Source organism: Staphylococcus sp. NWU MK-U1 (genome assembly GCF_033283505.1).
Classification (GTDB): domain Bacteria; phylum Bacillota; class Bacilli; order Staphylococcales; family Staphylococcaceae; genus Staphylococcus; species Staphylococcus haemolyticus.
In genome coordinates this window covers 1-19,661 of the sequence record NZ_JAVSMG010000011.1, presented here as the reverse complement: position 1 = coordinate 19,661, position 19,661 = coordinate 1, and the positions used below count along the sequence as shown (strand labels likewise).

General features: G+C 32.8%; 16 protein-coding genes. 1 reads left to right on the top strand and 15 read right to left on the bottom strand.

Annotation, left to right across the window (positions count from 1 at the left end; all coding sequences use genetic code 11):
* Nucleotides 1-23: 23 nt before the first annotated feature.
* The 3 genes from SBL16_RS11505 to SBL16_RS11495 all read right to left on the bottom strand — a co-directional run bounded on the left by SBL16_RS11505 (nt 24) and on the right by SBL16_RS11495 (nt 3,580).
* Nucleotides 24-890 carry a 2-oxoacid:ferredoxin oxidoreductase subunit beta gene (locus SBL16_RS11505; RefSeq protein WP_107612119.1) on the bottom strand — a complete coding sequence of 289 codons (867 nt, stop codon included), beginning with the start codon at nt 888-890 and terminating at the stop codon, nt 24-26.
* The gene (locus SBL16_RS11500) at nt 891-2,651 is read right to left on the bottom strand and encodes a 2-oxoacid:acceptor oxidoreductase subunit alpha (RefSeq protein WP_107612118.1); all 1,761 of its coding nucleotides are present in this window, start codon (nt 2,649-2,651) and stop codon (nt 891-893) included.
* A gap of 134 nt (nt 2,652-2,785) precedes the next feature.
* On the bottom strand, nt 2,786-3,580 hold the full coding sequence (locus SBL16_RS11495; RefSeq protein ID WP_037537290.1) for a TIGR00282 family metallophosphoesterase: 795 nt from the start codon (nt 3,578-3,580) through the stop codon (nt 2,786-2,788).
* Between the two features lie 159 nt (nt 3,581-3,739).
* Here SBL16_RS11495 and SBL16_RS11490 point away from each other — a divergent pair, with 159 nt between their 5' ends.
* Entirely contained in the window at nt 3,740-3,955 is a 216-nt protein-coding gene (locus tag SBL16_RS11490) for a hypothetical protein (protein ID WP_037537291.1), read from the top strand.
* Nucleotides 3,956-4,225: 270 nt separating this feature from the next.
* Here SBL16_RS11490 and rny read toward each other — a convergent pair whose 3' ends face one another.
* The 12 genes from rny to rnjB all read right to left on the bottom strand — a co-directional run bounded on the left by rny (nt 4,226) and on the right by rnjB (nt 19,247).
* Complete coding sequence (rny, locus tag SBL16_RS11485; RefSeq protein WP_011275913.1) at nt 4,226-5,785, bottom strand: ribonuclease Y; 1,560 nt, start codon at nt 5,783-5,785, stop codon at nt 4,226-4,228.
* 576 nt (nt 5,786-6,361) lie between these two features.
* Nucleotides 6,362-7,408: a recombinase RecA gene (recA, locus tag SBL16_RS11480; protein ID WP_037551602.1), complete on the bottom strand. Its 1,047-nt coding sequence runs from the start codon at nt 7,406-7,408 to the stop codon at nt 6,362-6,364.
* Nucleotides 7,409-7,583: 175 nt separating this feature from the next.
* A complete protein-coding gene (locus SBL16_RS11475; protein WP_317954166.1) occupies nt 7,584-8,726 on the bottom strand; it encodes a CinA family nicotinamide mononucleotide deamidase-related protein in 1,143 nt (380 codons plus the stop codon).
* Between the two features lie 154 nt (nt 8,727-8,880).
* Entirely contained in the window at nt 8,881-9,456 is a 576-nt protein-coding gene (pgsA, locus tag SBL16_RS11470) for a CDP-diacylglycerol--glycerol-3-phosphate 3-phosphatidyltransferase (protein WP_037551603.1), read from the bottom strand.
* 33 nt (nt 9,457-9,489) lie between these two features.
* Nucleotides 9,490-9,882, bottom strand: coding sequence for a helix-turn-helix domain-containing protein (locus SBL16_RS11465; protein WP_053017099.1), 393 nt, complete (start codon nt 9,880-9,882; stop codon nt 9,490-9,492).
* A 21-nt stretch (nt 9,883-9,903) separates the two neighbouring features.
* Nucleotides 9,904-10,734 carry a YmfK family protein gene (locus SBL16_RS11460; protein WP_037551607.1) on the bottom strand — a complete coding sequence of 277 codons (831 nt, stop codon included), beginning with the start codon at nt 10,732-10,734 and terminating at the stop codon, nt 9,904-9,906.
* A gap of 173 nt (nt 10,735-10,907) precedes the next feature.
* Nucleotides 10,908-11,612, bottom strand: a complete 705-nt coding sequence (gene ymfI / locus SBL16_RS11455; protein WP_107612117.1) for an elongation factor P 5-aminopentanone reductase — start codon at nt 11,610-11,612, stop codon at nt 10,908-10,910.
* On the bottom strand, nt 11,612-12,901 hold the full coding sequence (yfmH, locus tag SBL16_RS11450) for an EF-P 5-aminopentanol modification-associated protein YfmH (protein ID WP_119472213.1): 1,290 nt from the start codon (nt 12,899-12,901) through the stop codon (nt 11,612-11,614). Before yfmH ends, ymfI begins: the two co-directional genes overlap by 1 nt.
* Complete coding sequence (gene yfmF, locus SBL16_RS11445) at nt 12,901-14,175, bottom strand: EF-P 5-aminopentanol modification-associated protein YfmF (protein ID WP_107612115.1); 1,275 nt, start codon at nt 14,173-14,175, stop codon at nt 12,901-12,903. Before yfmF ends, yfmH begins: the two co-directional genes overlap by 1 nt.
* 25 nt (nt 14,176-14,200) lie before the next feature.
* Nucleotides 14,201-14,917, bottom strand: a complete 717-nt coding sequence (locus SBL16_RS11440; protein WP_037537329.1) for a GntR family transcriptional regulator — start codon at nt 14,915-14,917, stop codon at nt 14,201-14,203.
* Nucleotides 14,918-14,920: 3 nt separating this feature from the next.
* Complete coding sequence (locus SBL16_RS11435) at nt 14,921-17,338, bottom strand: DNA translocase FtsK (RefSeq protein WP_317954159.1); 2,418 nt, start codon at nt 17,336-17,338, stop codon at nt 14,921-14,923.
* 235 nt (nt 17,339-17,573) lie between these two features.
* Nucleotides 17,574-19,247: a ribonuclease J2 gene (rnjB, locus tag SBL16_RS11430; RefSeq protein ID WP_016930684.1), complete on the bottom strand. Its 1,674-nt coding sequence runs from the start codon at nt 19,245-19,247 to the stop codon at nt 17,574-17,576.
* Nucleotides 19,248-19,661 lie beyond the last annotated feature (414 nt).

Genomic DNA, 19,661 nt, shown 5'->3' with positions numbered 1-19,661 from the left:
TTTAAAGTGAGCTCCTACAATTTCTATACAAATTGAGCAGTTAAGTTATTAAAATCTTCTTCTGTTATATGAATATCGCGTTTAGATAATGCACTTTCATTTAATTCTTCAATTTGAGACTCATATGATGGTGTTTCAGTATCTTGATATACAATACCTTTAACTAGTGATTCATGATCTAGAACAGTCTTCATTGCTAATTGTTTATCTGAAGTATCATAGCCTTCGATATCTTCTAAACTAGTTAAATGTTCTTTAAACCAATCATATGTGTTTACTTTGTTGTATGTTACACATGGTGAAAAGACATTTACAAAAGAAAAACCATCATGGTTAATCGCATCTTCAATTAGTTTAGTTAATGCTTTAATATCACTAGAAAAGCCTTGTGCTACAAAAGTAGCGCCTGATGATAAAGCTAATTCGAGTGGTGCAACATTCTTCTCGATATTACCTTTAGGGGTAGATTTAGTAACAAAACCAACCGCAGATGAAGGCGACGTTTGACCTTTAGTTAAGCCATAAATTTGATTGTCCATAACAATATACGTCATGTTCATATTACGTCTTAATGCGTGTATGGTATGACCCATACCAATAGCGTATCCATCACCATCACCACCAGAAGCAATAACTGTTAAATCCTTGTTCGCCATTTTAACACCTTGCGCTAATGGTAAAGCACGCCCATGTATGCCATGTACACCGTATGAATTAATATAACCAGATAGTCGTCCTGAACAACCTATACCAGTAATAACTGCTACTTCCTCTGGCTCTAACCCTACATTAGCTGCCGCCTTTTGAATAGCTGCTTGAACTGAGAAATCACCACAACCGGGGCACCAATTTGGCTTCACATTATTTCGAAAATCTTTAAATGTAGCCAATTATACCAACTCCTTACTTTCGCTTACTACTTTTTGTCCTTTAGATTCAATTTCATGAGGTAAGAAAGGTGTTCCATCATACTTAGTTTGATTTATTAATTTATCTTGAATAGTTGTATTCATTTTAAGGATATTTGAAAGTTGACCTTGATAATTATGTTCAACAACAATAACTCTAGATACTTTATCGATAGCTGCTTGAATGACATCTTTCGGCATAGGATGTAGTTGTCGAATCTGCATTGTATTTACTTTTATACCTTGAGCGTTTAATCTTTCAGCACCTTCTTGAATAGCACCTTTACTAGATATGAACCCTATAAATAGAATATCTGCTTCTTCGTGTTGTTCATCTAACTCAACAGGTTTTTCAATTAGTAAATTTGTTGTTTTAAGCATTCGTTTTTCCATTTGTTGACGTCTATTTTCAGCCGCTTCACTCGGTTTACCTTCTTCATTATGTTCAACGCCAGTTACATGGTGTATGCCACCTTTAACACCTGGAATAGGTCTAGGTGATACACCATTTCCTGTTAATGCATATCTTCTAAAGTATTGTTTGTCATCTTCTTCTCGTTCAATATCAGATTGTAATAACTCGCCACGGCGTATTTGAATTTTATTATAATCTAAGCGTTCAACTGTTTGTTTACCTAATGATAATTGTAGGTCACTCAATATAATTACTGGGCACTGATATTCTTCTGCTAAATTAAAAGCCTCAATAGTTAAATAAAATGCATCTTCAGCATCTGTAGGAGCAACTACTATTTTAGGTATATCTCCATGCGTACCATAAATCATTTGCATTAAATCTGATTGTTCTTGCTTGGTTGGTAAACCTGTAGATGGTCCACCACGTTGAGTATTAATAATGACTAAAGGTGTTTCAGTCATACCTGAAAGGCCTATGGCTTCCATCATAAGTGATAAACCTGGGCCAGCACTAGCAGTGAATGCTCTGACACCTGCATAATTAGCACCAATTGCCATATTGGCTGCAGCAATTTCATCTTCAGTTTGTACTACCGTGCCGCCTACTTTTGGGACGTTTGCAATCATATATTCCATAATTTCAGATGCCGGTGTAATTGGATAAGCAGCCATGAAACGAGAACCAGCTGAAATCGCACCTAATCCAATAGCATCATTACCAATCATATATAAGTGTGGAGTCTCTTCAGTCGTTTGTAGTTTGAAGTCTCCTTGTAAATCATTTAATTGTTCTTTCATCAATGTATAACCTTGATTTAGAGCTTCAATGTTCATTTCTACAACTTTTTCACCTTTTTTAGTAAACATATTAGTTATAAGGGTTTCAAATGTTGCAGTATCTAAATCCATGATTGCACTTGTTGCTCCTACAGCAACCATATTTTTCATTAATGCAGTACCTAATTCTTTAGCTGTGCTAGTAAAAGGTAATTCAATAAGTTGAGCACGACATTGTTCAGGTTTTGTCGGTTTAGCTTTTGCATCAGCAATAATAATGCTATCTTCACGCATTTCATGATGATTCAATTCAATCGTTTCTTGATCAAAAGCCACTAGAATGTCTAAATCATCACTAATTGCATGTACAGGCGCAGTAGACACTCTAATTTTGTTATTAGTATGTCCACCTTTTATACGACTTGAGAAATGTCTATATCCATATAAATAATAACCTTTACGGTTCATTGCTGTGGCAAAGATTTCTCCAGTCGATTCGATACCTTCACCTTGTTGTCCGCCCACTTTCCATGATATTTGTGATTTCATATCATATGCCTCCTGTGGAATTAATTCATAATAAATCATAACAAAAATAACCACCGTCTTACTATGACAACAGTGGCAATTATTTAAATTCATACTAATGGACTATATTCGTTCATCTATAAGTTTCTTTTGAATTATTTATTAAATGGATGATCGTCATTAATTAAAATTCTTTCAATTTGTTTTGTTTTTCCATCTTTATCTAAATCTATAATAACACCAGATAGAACACTTCTTCCATCATCTGGCACAACATGACGTTGTGGTAAGCTTGTAATAAATCTCTCTATTACTTCATCACGATTAATACCTAATATACCATCGTAATATCCTGTCATACCAACATCAGTAATATACCCTGTGCCATTCGGTAGTACACGTTCATCTGAAGTCTGAATGTGCGTATGCGTACCAACTACCGCACTTACTCTACCATCTAAATACCATCCCATTGCATTTTTTTCTGATGTCGTTTCTGCATGAAAATCAACAAATATAAAATTAGTCTCTTTTTTAGCTTCTTCAATAAGTTGATCAGCTTTTTTAAAAGGGTCGTCGATATCTTGCATAAATGAACGGCCTTGCAAATTAATAATTGCTAATTTAATATCATTAATTTGAATAAATCTCATGCCTACACCAGGCGCTTCACTTGGAAAATTAGCGGGTCTTATCATTCTGTTTGCATCATCAATAAAGTCATAAATTTCACGTTGACCGTATGTATGATTACCCATCGTCATGAAATCTACGCCATCTCTTAATAATTGTTTATATAACTTTTCAGTTAGACCCTTACCGTGCGCTGCATTTTCAGCATTAACGATACTTACAGTAGGTCTATATGATTGTTTTATTTTAGGTAAATATTCAGCAATTGCATTTCTTCCAACTTTACCTACGATATCTCCAATAAATAATATCCTCATTGAATGTTCATCCTCTCATAAAAATAGTTTAATTCATATAGGTCTATAATAAAAGAGGATATTCATACTCTTTTTAAATTTGATATCTATTTGCTTTAGCATGTATACAACATATGTTAAGATAGGTTTATCAAAAGTAATAGGAGTTGTAAAATTTACATGTCAATTAATATTGATCCAGAAAAGTTTGCAGAATTAGTGGTAAAATCTAATCCATCTAAATCTGAAGATGCAGAAGATATTGCTAAAGAAAGTCTTGAATTATACATCAACGCTTATCGTTTAGCTGAAAGATATTCAAATATTGCTACTAATTGCTATGATACAGCAGAAATTATTTCTGAATTAAGAAAAACAGATTTACAACTTAAATAATTTTTAAGACTATCAATTAAGGATAAGCATAAACATCAAATAGTTTAAGTTTAAAATGAAAATTTATATTAAATGATTGAACTTTGAGTATGTCCTCAATTAGTTTGTACTTTGGTTCTAATCATCCATTTGGAGTGAGACTATGAATTCGTAATGAATTCAATCTCACTCTTTTTTAATGACAACATTTCACCTACTTTATTATTTTCAATTAATAATTGAATTTTAACTGAAAAGAAAAACAGACCCAAAATTTGGATCTGTTAAAAACTATTTCGCATACTCTACTGCTCTTGTCTCTCTTACAACTGTCACTTTGATGTGACCAGGATATTGTAATTCATCTTCTATTTGCGTTTTAATGTCTCTAGCCAGTCTGTATGACTTCAAGTCATCTATTTCATCAGGGGAAACAATAACTCTAATTTCTCGACCTGCTTGAATAGCGAATGCTTTTTCTACACCATCATAACCTTCAGATAGTGTTTCTAAGCGTTCTAATCTACGTATATAGTTTTCAAGCGTTTCTTTACGAGCACCTGGTCTAGCCGCAGATAATGCGTCAGCAGCTGCTACTAGAATTGAAATAATAGAAGTAGGTTCAACATCACCATGATGAGAGTGAATAGCATTAATTACAGTTTCATTTTCTGCATATTTTTTAGCTAATTCAACACCTATTTCTACGTGGCTACCTTCAACCTCATGATCTATCGCTTTACCAACATCGTGAAGTAATCCAGCACGTTTGGCCAAGCTGACATCTTCTCCTAGTTCAGCAGCAAGCATTCCAGATAAATGCGCCACTTCAATAGAATGTTTCAAGACGTTTTGACCATAACTAGTTCTATAATTTAGACGACCTAAGACTTTAACTAAGTCTGGGTGCATATTATGAACATTGATTTCGAATGTTGCTTGTTCACCAGCATCTCTAATAATGTCATCTACTTCTTTTCTAGCTTTATCTACCATTTCTTCAATTCTGCCTGGATGGATGCGTCCATCTGAGACTAAATTAACTAATGCTGTACGCGCGATTTCACGTCTAATTGGATCAAAACCAGATAAAATAACCGCTTCTGGTGTATCATCAATGATTAAATCAATACCTGTTAATGTTTCTAAAGTTCTAATATTTCTACCTTCTCTACCAATGATACGACCTTTCATCTCATCATTTGGTAAATTAACTACTGAAACTGTTGATTCAGTTGTATGGTCAGCAGCTAATCTTTGAACGGTAGTAGCTAATAATTCTTTTGCTTTTTTATCAACTTTTTCTTTAGCTTCTTTCTCTTTTTCTTTAACAAGTACTGCAATATCTTGTGACAGTTCTTCTTCAACCCTTTGAAGTTGTTCATTTACAGCTTCTTCTTGAGTGAGACCGGAGATGCGTTCTAATTCTTGTTCATGCTTCATTATTAATGTCTGAACACTACTCTCTTTTGCATCTACTTGTTGTTGTCTTTCTTCAAGTTTAGATTCTTTTTGTTCTAAAATCTCATCTTTTTTATCGAGAAGATCAGATTTTCGATCTAAATTTTCCTCTTTTTGAAGAAGTCGGGCTTCTTGTCTTTGAAGCTCACCACGTCTTTCACGTAGTTCTGATTCAGTTTGTTCTCTTATGATTTGGTTTTCTTCTTTTGCCTCTAATAATTTTTCCTTTTTGATATTATCTGCTTCTTTTTGACCTTGCTTGATAATATCATCAGCAGTTTGTCTAGCTTGTAATTGCTTTTGATGCAATAAATTTCGGGCTACAAAATACCCCACAACAACCCCTAGAATAATCCCCAGCAAAATGAGTAGGAGGTTTAATAAATTCACATAAACACCCCCTTTTTCTAGGTATTTGCTTTGTATATCAAAATCTCTTCATGATTTTTATAAATGTATAATAATTATACATATTAATTGTACGTTTATTAACTTGTTAGTGTCAAGATATGAAATTGCACTGTATTTCGAATTTACATACATTGGGAGTGGGACAGAATTCTTTTTAAATTCGTCGTCCCACTCCCAACTTGCTTTGCTTGTAGAATTTCTTAGTGAAATTCTCTTTGTTGGGGCCCCGCCCGCAAGGATGACTAGAACTGAAAAAAGCTTGATTTAAGCGCATTTTCAGTTCAGTCAGCTACTGCGAATTTGCAAAATAGCATCATCATATTATTTATGTCCCAGGCTCTTATATAAAAACAAAAAGCCTACTACAATGATAGGTGATAAAAACTGACTCCTAGTATTTCATTTATTCAATGCTTAATACTGGGGTAGCTTATCAAATGTAGCAGGCTTATTTCATATACTAAAAGTGAATTTTAATGAACTAATGTATTTTACTATAACTTTATCGCTATATAGTTTGCGAAATATACACTTCAATACTTAAAATTGTAAATACTATTCTTCATCGAATAATGTTTGAGGTGCATCTTCTTCTTTTTCATCAACATCTCCATCGAAAATACCGAGTTTTTCTCGTAACTTACGATCGATTTCTTCTTTAACTTGAGGATTTTCTTTAAGGTATGTTTTTACATTTTCTTTACCTTGACCCATTCGATCACCATTATATGAGTACCATGCACCTGATTTATCTACGATGTCATTTTCAACACCAAGATCAATCAATTCACCTTCTTTAGAGATACCTTGACCATACATAATATCTACTTCAGCGACTCTAAAAGGTGGTGCAACTTTGTTTTTGACAACTTTAATTTTAGTTCTGTTACCAACAATTTCTTGCCCTTGTTTTAACTGCTCAGCACGACGAACTTCTAAACGAACAGAACTATAGAATTTTAATGCACGTCCACCAGGTGTAGTTTCTGGGTTACCAAACATTACACCAACTTTTTCACGAATTTGGTTAATGAAAATGGCTGTTGTATTTGATTTTGAAATTGCACCAGATAATTTACGTAACGCCTGTGACATTAAGCGAGCTTGAAGTCCTACATGCGTATCGCCCATTTCACCTTCAATTTCTGCTTTAGGTGTTAATGCGGCAACAGAGTCAACTACTACAATATCAACGGCACCACTTCGAACGAAAGCTTCAGCAATCTCTAAACCTTGTTCACCATGGTCTGGTTGCGATAGATATAAATTATCAATATCTACACCTAATGCTTCTGCATATACCGGATCAAGAGCGTGTTCAGCATCGATAAATGCAGCAACGCCACCGTTCTTTTGTACCTCTGCAATAGCATGTAAAGCTACTGTTGTTTTACCAGAACTTTCTGGTCCATAAATCTCTATAATTCTACCTTTAGGATATCCACCTACACCTAGTGCGTTATCTAATGTAACTGAACCACTTGAAACACTTGAAACACGGCGTCCTTTATTATCGCCTAGTTTCATAACGGCACCTTTACCGAATGATTTTTCCATATTTTTTATAACTGTATCTAAAGCTTTTTGACGATCATTATCCAAAGCGAAACCTCCTATTAACGAGTTAATCATCGTATTAATATCTTAATTAATACTATACATTCAATTGAAACTAATTACAAGCATTTTGCGAATATTTGTTCGCTTTTAACAATACAAGCCAAGATAAAATCGAACAAACGTACTAAAAATATACTCTAATTTTCAAAAATAATAACTATTTAAACCAATTTATTAACTTTATCATGGCATAATTTTGACTTCTGCTTTTTAAAATATTACGTTTTAGAGGCATTTTAAATGTCTCATATTTAAACACACTGTCATCATAGTATCCAAGATAAACTTGTTCTTGATCGTGTAATAACGCTATACCCCAATCAGTTTTATATAAATCTTTTACATATTGAGATACATATTTTAATTTATCTAGAATATCATCAAAATCAGAAACAAAGACTGATGAATCAGGTAGTTGTCCTTTCAATAAATGATTTAAATCTTGGTTTTTCAAACGTGTATATAGTGCACCATTTGTCACGCCATCATATATACTGAAACTTTTATTTATAATATTCATCAATGCCTGTTCAATAACGATATCATCCGAACCGTAATAATAGTCACCTATTCTTGCAAGAATCTTCTCTTTAGTAGGTTCAATTAACTTTTTGCATTCTTTTTCTGTATTGGCATTAGCAGTTAATCTAATATAAACTTCATGCGTACCAGCTAATGGAGCAATAGTTGGATTATCTTGACTATCAATTAAATCCATTAACTCTGTTTCAACTTTAGATTCTCCAATTCCAGCGAATCTTAATTGTTCTGAGTGTATAACTCTATCTTCATCCATTAAATAAGGTAATAACTCATTCTTTGCCATTGGTTGCATTTCACTTGGTGGGCCAGGTAATAAAATGACTTTCTTATCTTCATATTCCAGCAACATACCAGGTGCCATCCCATAATTGTTTTGTAATACTTTTGCACCTTCAATAACCAAAGCTTGTTGCTTATTATTTGGCGTCATTTCTTGTCCTTGTTCTTTAAAATAATTCTCGATATATTCTAATGCATTCGTATCTGTCACAAGTTTTTTACCAAGCACCTTCGCAACAGTATGCTTTGTTAAGTCATCTTTTGTAGGTCCTAATCCCCCAGTAAATACAAGTGTATCAAAACGTTTTAACCCCTCTTTGATAACATACTCTAATCTTTGAGGATTATCGCCAATCACAGTATGTTCGACAACACTTTTACCAATACTATTAAATAATCTTGATAAATATTGTCCATTCGTGTTAGCAATTTGTCCTAATAATAACTCAGATCCAACAGCTATTATTGAAATATTCATGTCCATTTATCCCCCTAACGATAATTCTTGCACAACATCTATCATTATAATGCAAAGTATGACATTTATTCTAAAAATTGAACTAAAAAACCAAGAATAAATAGGAATAGAATTATCTATCTATCGCTATCATTCTTGGTTATATTTCACTAATTTAATGTTTGAAAACATCTCTACCTTTATAAAAGTATTCAATACCAGATAAAATCGTGAATAAAACACCTATATAAAGTAATACTTGTCCAATTTGGATGCCTATCCATGTTGCTAATAAATCACCTAATAAAATCCAAATAATTGCAACCATAGTTACAGCAGTTTTAATTTTACCTAATTGACCAGCAGCACTAACAAACCCTTGTTCAATCTGTAATAGACGTAATCCTGTAACAGCAAATTCACGTGCAATTATAATGATTGCTACTACTGAATTTGTAAGTCCTAATTGAACCATAACAATTAATGCACTGGAAACTAATAATTTGTCAGCTAGTGGATCTAAGAATTTACCCATATTAGTTACAAGTTGCCATTTTCTAGCTAAGTACCCATCTAGGAAATCACTTAAAGAAGCTACAATGAAAATGATAGCAGCAATAAGTTGTTCAATACGGATTTCAAATCCACCTAAAATAGATACATTGCCAAATCCAAAGTTTACTAGAGCAAATAATATGAAAACCGGAATTAATATTACTCTGAAAACCGTAATTTGATTTGGAATATTCATGTTAAAGCCTCATTTCTAAATTTATCTCTCATTTTATAATAGTAACACAGCTAAGACCCATAAGATAAAAGTTATTACAATAATGCAACCAATAATTATCATTAATTGTAAAGGTTCTTTATTCTTAGTACGATATGTAGGCGCGTCATCATTATGATATCTATATAGAAGTTCATTCAATTGATGTTGACTATCTGGTATTTCCTCTTGATGCGCTTGAATCAGTTGTTGTGAATCAATATTTACCACACTCGCATAACGTCGAATAAACCCCTCTGCGTAATCAACTTTAGCTAATTTATCAAACTGATTTTGTTCGATTAATTTCAACGTATCACGTTTAATTTGAGTGCGCTCTTCTAATTCTGCTAACGTCATTCCTAGCCTTTCACGTCTACCTTTTAATGTTTCACCAATTGTCTTCACTTCTAAAAGCCTCCACAACCACTATTCAAAAAATCCAAATCCTCCGCCAAACATGTCTTCTCCAAAGTCTAGCGTGTTTTTACTTTTAACTGTTTGTTGTTTCATTTGATCATATTCAATTTCTTGATTTTCATTTTCTCTTAATTCAATAATATAATCAAAATCATCCATGCTATAATTACCCGATTCCACAAATAAATCTGGATGTTCAACCACTTTGATTGATGGTAAGGTCATTACTTCACGCACTAATTCTTGATGCTTAGGGTTTGATTCTCTAGCAGTGACAGCGCCATCAATAATATAAACATGGTTAGAATCATATTCTCCTTTAATAAGAGAGCTTCGTACAGTTTGCTTAATCAATGTAGAACTAATAAATAGCCATCGCTTATGCGCACATACACTTCCTGCTACGATTGATTCCGTTTTTCCGACACGCGGCATACCTCTGATACCAATTAATTTATGACCTTCCTCTTTAAAAAGTTCAGCCAAAAAATCTACCAATAAACCTAAATCTTCACGTTCAAAACGAAAAGTTTTTTTATCATCGGCGTCTTGTTCAATATAACGTCCATGTCTAACAGCCAATCTATCACGTAATTCAGGTACTCTTAATTTAGTAATTTCTATCTCACTAAGCTCATTGATTATATGTTCAAAGCGATTAACTTTCTCAAGACTGTCCGTTTTAATTAATAAACCCCGTCGACCTTGATCAACCCCGTTAATCGTAACGATACTTATACCTAACATACCAAGTAAACTCGAAATATCACCCAGTAAACCTGCTCGGTTAACTGTGATTTCATATTCAAGATACCATTCTTTCTTTTCGGCTACTGTCATCAATATCCGCCCCTTGTTTTAAATGGTAACCTACCATCGGAATATTAAAATTAGTAATCATATTATAGCATTTAGAACTTGGTTCAAAAATCTTTTTTTACTGTGTAAGGGAAATTTACTATAGCTAATAGAGTAGTGACGTTAAATGCTATCACATCCCTAATTGTCATAACTTAAATATACCAAGCACCGTTTACTTTTTGAACAGTTCCAGTAATACTTTTCGCCAAAGGATTCCATAGATAAGCACACGTATGCGCAATTTCACAAGAATTAATCATTCTTTGCTGAGGCAATTCTGCTAATATAGCTTTCAATTCATCTGAATTAAAAACTTGTGACATATTTCCACTTACAAAACCAGGCGTGATAGCATTAACAGTGACATTAGTCATCGCTAATTCTTGACTTAGCGCTTTGACGAAACCGATTTGTGCACTTTTCATTGCCGAGTAAATTGTTTCCATACTCGCACCTGTTTCACCCCAAATGGATGAAATAACAATAATTCGACCAAACTCACTTTGACGTATTAAGTCTATAAAATAACGACAACATCTAATTAACTGCTTAACATGAATGTTATAACTAAGATCAATATCTTTATCTGACATATCTTGCAATAAGCCATACAAAGCTGTACCACTACTGTATATCAAACAATCTAAATGTTTGATGTGAGCAAACGTAGTTTCCAAATCAATATTTTGCGTCAAATCAACTTGTATAAATTCGACTGCTTCGCCTTTGTACTTATCTTGTAATGCTTTTAAATCTGATTGAAAATATTGAATAATTACTTCATTACCTTCTTCTAATAAACGCTCTACAATTGCTGTTCCTATAGTGCCTGACCCACCAAGTACTAACGCTCTCATTAAGCTTTAGGCTCCAATCGACTATCAACCATATTATTGATATTTAAAAATTTAGATGCAGTTTCGTTAATACTATCTAATGTTATATTATCTATAATATCTAACATATCGAATACACTGACGCGCTCAAAATATAATTTAGAATATTGATTTGCAATATATTCAGGAGAATTTAAACTTGAAATAAATTCTCCAATAAATTGTTTTTTCAACAATTCAAATGCTTCTTGATCATCAAGATTGCCACAATACTTGTTTAGTTCACTTAACAACACTTCTTTTAACTTATCTGGATATTGCGTTGCACTGGTGATAATTGAAAAACAATATGTAGGTTCGAGTACAAATTGATATCCAAAAGATTCGTCTATTAAATCTTCATTTAATAAGGTCTGATAAAATTCAGTTTCTTCACCAAATATTAATTCGAAAAATAGTGTCATTTCTAAATCATGTTGTACGTATTCATGTGGTGACGCTTCAGTTGGTTCATTTTTAAAACCTAACATTAATCTAGGAGATTGTAATTTCATTTCTTCTGAAACAAATGGTGTTATTACATTTGTTGGTTCATCAACAGTTGCTCGTTCAATGCTAGACTGATTCGTTTTATCCCTTTTATTTTCATGAGTTTCAACTATGTCACGTATGTTTTCAGGATTGACATCTCCAACGACAAATAACACCATATTTGATGGATGATAAAATGTTTCATAACATAAATATAAATCATCTTTAGTAATGTTATAAATGCTTTCAACGCTTCCTGCTATATCAACTTTAATAGGGTGATTTTGATACATAGCACGTAAAGTATTAAACATAATTTTATAACCAGGTTGCTCCTGATACATCTTTATTTCTTCAGCAATAATACCTTTTTCTTTATCTACCGTTTCCTTAGAAAAGAAAGGCGTTTCAACCATTTCTAATAATCTTAAAATATTCCTTTCAACATTATCTGTTGCACTGAACAGATAGCTAGTGCGATCAAAACTAGTAAATGCGTTTACTTGTGCATTATCATTGGCAAATGCAGTGAATAAATCTTCAGTATCATCTTTCTCAAATAACTTATGTTCTAAAAAGTGAGCGACACCATCTGGTACGGTCACAAAATCATTTTGATTATGAGGTTTGAAAGTATTATCAAGAGAGCCAAATTGAGTAGTATACGTTACAAACGTCTTTTGGAATCCTTTTTTGGGGATAACAAATAAACGTAAACCATTAGTTAATTCATGTTCAAAAACACGTTCATCAATCAGTTCATAGTATGTTTCCCTCATTAAGAATGATCCCCCTTTGTAAGTACATATATCATATCTAGTTCTGCTTTATTAGCCATTGATATCACATCATCCTTTGTTACTCTTTGAATGTGATCTATGTAGTTTTCGTCTGTTTGTTTATAATCTAAAAGTAGTTGATTTTGCATGACCTCGATGATACTTTTAGGTCGATCGGTTATTTCGTGCCTATGAGAAATGATAATTTTTTTAGCAAGTTCTAATTTATCTATATCAAATTCACCGCGTTTAAACTTATCAAACTCCTCTAAAATTGTATCTTTAGCTAGTTCATATTTATCTGCTGAAACACCGCTTAATACAAAAAGATAACCGTTTTTACCATCTAATTGAGAGTGTATTGAATATGCTAGACTTTGCTTTTCACGGACTTCATTAAATAATATAGATGATGGATCGCCACCGAACATCGTGTTTAATACAACCAATGCATAATAATCATTTGCCCCGAATCGTGTTGGAAAACGATAACCCATATTTAATTTAGCTTGATCGACTTCATCTTCTTCAACTATATATTGTGTTTCTGAACTTGAATCTTTTAAATTAAGTTGATTAGTTTTCGCTATTTTAAATGGATTAATCGTAAATTTAGATTGAATTAATTGTTTAACTTCTTGTTTATTTACGTTACCTACTACATAAACGGAACATAGGTCATTACTAATCATGTTTTGATATGTATTATACAAATTTTCAGGTGTGATTGTACTAATTTTTTCAATCTGACCTGTCGCTAAATGACGATAAGGTTCATCTTTAAACATATATTTTAATAAATTCAAGAAAGAATATTGTGCTTTATTATCAATTACAGCTTCAATTTTCTTTGATAATAATGATTTTTCTTGATTTACAAACGTTGTGTTAAAGGCATTATTCTCTATAAGTGGATTCATTATCACTTCATATAGTACATTTAACCCTTTTTCAAATAAGGGTGTTGAATCTTTTAAATAGCGTTCGTTAACTATTTCTAATGAGATAGTGATAACGTGTTTATCTTTAAATTTTGAGACAAAACTATGTATGTATGCACCATATAGTTCAGATAGATGTTTACTAAATGCTTTATCCGTGGACCATTTTTTTGTAGCACGTATTAACAACTTGCTTAACAATGATCGTGCTGTAATAGTTTCATATTCTAAAGGTGCCATAAATTTAAAGGTAATCATAGTTGTCTTAAATTTATCTGTAGGTAACACATCAATATGTATTTGATGCTCATTATTGGTTTGTTGTTCTAACATTCATCCACACTCCTCAATATTGTTTCTATATTTTTGTACGCGTCAGTTTAAATTTAACTAGACTGCTTTTCACATAATTTAATGAGTATAAAATAGGTTTACCCATTTCGTCATAATGTACAACCTTTAATAGCATTAAACCTTCATGTGGAGATGCGTTTAGAATATCAGAAATATGTGGTTCATAACTAATGGCTTCAACCTCTGTTTCAGCTGAAGCGACTTTATGTCCCGTATTAGTCTCTATTGCATTTAACATAGAACCATCGCTCACTTGATAATCTGCACATGTTAGATAATCTTCTGCTATTTTATCTAAACAATAAATTACTGGTTGGTGGTTGGCAGTACGCAGTCGTTCAATGATTGTAATAGGTTGTTTATCATTGATACCTAACATTTGTGCATCCAGTATGGAGGCAGGTTGTTGCTCTAAACTTAAATATTCCGTGCCTGAGTGGTAGCCAGCTTCTTTAATCATATCGTTGATGCTAAATAATTTATTCAATGGATAGAAGAAGGGGTGCAATGTTTTTACGCTTGGTCCTTCTTCAAAGTTATCAGTCAAGACTTGTTCAGTTATGAGTTCACCAATCGCTTCATAGACATCATCAGTTTTTACATTTAATTCTCTAGCAATCGATAAATTGCTAGGTAGTTTATCACCAGGTTTTAAAGATTGTTCTTTAATCTGCTTAAGAATATATTCTTTCACTTTAAAAGCTGAGTTTAACTCTGTCATCATTTACACCTCTTCATCATCTAAATTTACTAATACTTGTCTAGGTTTACTGCCCTTTTGTGATCCGATAACTTGGTTACGTTCCAAATCGTCCATTAATCTAGAAGCACGATTATAGCCAATCCTAAATTGTCGTTGCAATAGTGAAGTACTAGCTTTCTGTTGTTCAATTACAAATATATATGCATCTTCATATAAAGCATCTTCACTCTTCATTTCTGATTTATCTACTGGCGCATCTGGTTCCATTTCTTTCACATAATTTGCTTTTTGTTGTTCAACAACATAGTTAACTACATCTTGTACTTCTTGATCACTTAAGAAAGCACCTTGTACACGCGTTTGAGCTGATTCACCATTTCCTACATATAGCATATCACCTTTACCAAGTAATTTTTCAGCTCCCCCAGAGCCTATAATTGTTCTGGAGTCAGTTTGAGAACTTACTGCGAACGCAATACGTGATGGTATATTATTTTTGATTATACCAGTGATTACATCTACAGATGGTCTTTGAGTAGCAACAATTAAATGAATGCCTGCTGCTCTAGCCATTTGAGTGATTCGTTGAATTGCGTTCTCAACTTCTTTACCTGCAACCATCATTAAATCAGCTAACTCATCTACAATGACTACTATATAAGGTAATTCTGCTTGTTTTTCATCAAGTTCTTCATTCTGACGGCGTATATATTTATTATACCCTTCAATATTACGTGTAGATGAATGCTGGAATAAATCATATCGTCGTTCCATTTCAGCAACTACTTTCTCTAATGCTTGAGAAGCTTTGTGTGGATTTGTAACTACCGGTATTAATAAATGTGGTACTCCATTATAAACATTTAATTCCACCATTTTAGGATCAATTAACATAAGTTTAACTTCATGAGGTTTTGCATTTAAAAGAATACTAGTAATAATGCCATTGATACATACTGACTTACCACTACCAGTTGATCCTGCAACTAATAGGTGGGGCATTTCATTTAATTGAATTGTCATTGGTTCACCAGAAATATCTCTACCAAGTCCAACTTCCAGCTTATTACTCGCTGGGAATTTAGATTCAAGAACTTCTTTAAGCGTAACTAAAGAAATCTTATCATTTGGTACCTCTATACCAACAGCTGATCGACCTGGAATTGGTGCTTCAATTCGCACATCTTTCGCTGCCAAAGCGAGTGCAATATCATTATGCAAATTAACAATTTTACTAACCTTAACCCCTTGGGCTGGTTGGATTTCATATTGTGTAACAGCTGGACCAATTTTAATTTGCTTAACCTTTGCATTTACACCAAAATTTTTCATTGTTGATTCGAGTATCTGGCCTTTACGTTGAACTTCAGACTTAGATGTAGATTGTTGCTTAGCTGGCTGATTAAGTAATGATAATGGAGGAATGTGATATGCCACATTCGACTCTTCACCAGCTTCGGAAATTGTTCCATTCATTTGATGATTATCATTTGAATTCGACTCTGGTAAATTTTTATCCTCTAGATTTGTTTCCTCGTTACTACTATTCTCTTTATCAATATTTTCACTATTTAAACCAAAACGTCTTTTCTTACGTTTATTAGTAGTTGTTTGTTTACTTTCTTGCGATTCACTATGTCCATATATAGGAATATCTTCTGGTTCAGTATTAACTTCAGGGAAATCACTAACATCTTTGATTTGTTCTGACTCAAGTTGTTCTTGTTCTAATTGATGTTGTCGTAAGCGTTCACGCTCTTCTTCTTTTTCACGTTGACGTTCTTCTTTTTTAAGTTTGTTTTGTTCTCTTTTTACTTTGAAATTAGATGATGCACTTTGACTTGAGTTTCTCATTTTATCAATTGATGCTTTAACAACATCTCTATGTCTAAGTTTAAGCAATAAAATAATACTAGAACTTAATAAAATTAATGTAAGGATGATAACACCAGCAATTGAAATGAGTGGAATAAATATTTTAAGTAAATAAAATCCTATTAATCCCCCACCAAAATTCGGGAAATGACTATGTTCATAAGCCTTATACACATAGTATAAAACAGGTTCTCTTTCAGATACTGCACCTTTTTGAAAATGGTAAATAATTTGTGTTGTAATTAATAAGACAAATTGTAATGATATTAACCCAAAAGTCCGTCTTGTTTTAGGAAATTTCTTTTGCATTGCAATATAGACTGTAATCAAACTTAGTAATATGTATGTTAAATAGCGACTCATTCCAAACAAATAATTGAAAAAGCTATCAATCATTCGACCAACAATTCCTAATTGGAACATTCCCAAAACCGACAAAATGACTATAATGATTGCAACGATATAGCGAATTGAGCTATCTTTTTTCTGTTGCTTTTTCTTAGTCGATTTACGAGCTGTTGCACCCTTTTTACGAGTTGTTGTTTTTTTCTTAGTTTGTGGCAAAATAGTACACCTTCTTTATTTCTCACTTAGTATTTCTTCTAATACAAATATTTATAGTATTCCGATATGTATTAATAGTATTTTTAAAAGTATGAAAGAGGTTGGAACAATACCAACCACATTTAGACTTATCGTCATAAACTAAAGTGAATAATTTAAGTAATGAGTTTTCATAACCTTTTAAATTATTACACAACTGTGATGTTGTCCCGACCTCTTTTTGATTGTATATATCTTAAATTTCTGAAATAACTGGAATAATCATTGGACGACGTTTTGTACTTTCAAATAGTAATTTACTGATTTGATCTCGCATATTCTGTTTGATGTCAGACCACTCAATACGTTTCTCTTGAAGACCTGCTTCAACAATTTCACGAACCTTATCTTCTGCTTCCTTCATTAGTTCTTCACTTTCACGGACATATACAAAACCACGTGATTGAATTTCAGGACCAGCAGCAATTCGTCTATTTTTCGGATCCAATGTAACAACTGCAATAAAAATACCATCTTCTGCAAGTAAATGACGATCTCTCAATACGATATTACCGACATCTCCTACACCAATACCATCGATAAGAATATTGCCAGAATTAACTTTCTCGTTTAATACCATATCTTTACCGTCGTAATGAATAACGTCTCCCTTTTCGACTAAGAAAATTTTCTCCGGCGCCACACCAGATTCGTTAGCCAATTTAGCATGCGCAATTTGCATTTTAAATTCACCTTGAACAGGGATAAAGTATTCAGGTTTCATAATATTAATCATCATTTTTAATTCTTCCATGCAACCATGACTAGATGCATGAATCTTTTTATTGTTAGGAATAATATATGCACCTGCGCGCACTAATTCATTTAGTGTATCAGCAATGATAACTTCCATATTAGCTGATGCTGTGATTGCTAAATATACTGAATCGCCTTCTTCAATATTCATTATTTTGTGTTTTTGTTGGGCCATTTGGCTCAATGCTTCGATAGGTTCGCCTTCCATACCAGTGGCAATAATTACGACTTCATTTTTAGGATAATTTCCAACTTCGTTAATAGGGATTAACAAGTCTTTAGGAATGTCAAAATATCCCATTTTACGTGCAATATTAAACGAACTTTCAAGTGAACGACCTAAAAATGAAACTTTACGATTTAATTTGCTTGCAGTATTCAAAACTTGTTGAATTCTAATAAAGTTTGAAGCATAGCATGACACAATTAAGCGTCCTTTTACTTTCGCAAAAGCATCGTAAATGTGCGATTCAATAACATTCTCAGGTGTATTATATCCTGGTTTCTCAGCTTCTGTTGAGTCACTGATTAATGCGAAGACACCTTCTTCTCCTATTTCAGCCATACGTTTGATATCTGGCGTGTAGTGTCCTTGTAAACTTTGATCAAATTTAAATTCACCTGTATAAACGATTGAACCGTATGAAGTATGAATGCAAATTCCTAAACTATCAGGAATGCTGTGTGTAGTGTTGAAGAAAGTGATATTAACATTTTTAAATCTCATTACTGAATCATGATTTACAGTATAATAACGTACTTTCTTTTTAACATTACGCGACTTCATATTCTCTTTAACAAGTGCTAACGTTAATTTAGAGCCATATACTGGTGCATCAATTTGTTCTAAAATGTAGCTAACTGCACCAATAGCATGTTCATGACCATGGCTTAGAAAGATACCTTTTAGTTTTTCTTTATTTTCAATGACATATTGAATGTCAGGAATTACAATATCTACACCTAACATTTCATCTTCTGGGAACATTAACCCCGCATCTAACATAAACATTTCATCGTCTACTTCAACGATATACATATTTTTTGCGATTTCGCCGACACCACCAAGTGGAATGATGCGAATATCGTCATTCTTTTTTTTCACTAAACTCAAAATGTTACCTCCTATTATAAAATCCCCGTCCATATAAACTCATAATTTATTATAGTTTAATTTATGTTGGATGTACACTATTAAAGTATTTCTTGAGGCATTATAGTAACAATCGAATTTAGTATTAGATATTATATAATTCTTAATTTTAATGATTCCTGAAAACTAATAAAAGAGGCTGGGACAAAATAAAATGTCTCAGCCTACTTTAACATTTTGTCAGTAGCTGACTGATTTGAAAATGCGCTTGAATCAAGCTTTTTTCAAACCTAGTCATCTTTGACGGGGTAGGACAACGAAATAAATTTTGAGAAAATATTATTTCTGTCCAACTCCCTTCCTACGATTAGTCAAGCATTTACAAATAAAATAAGCATTACTTAACTAAACCGTTCAATTTTAATTTTTTGAATA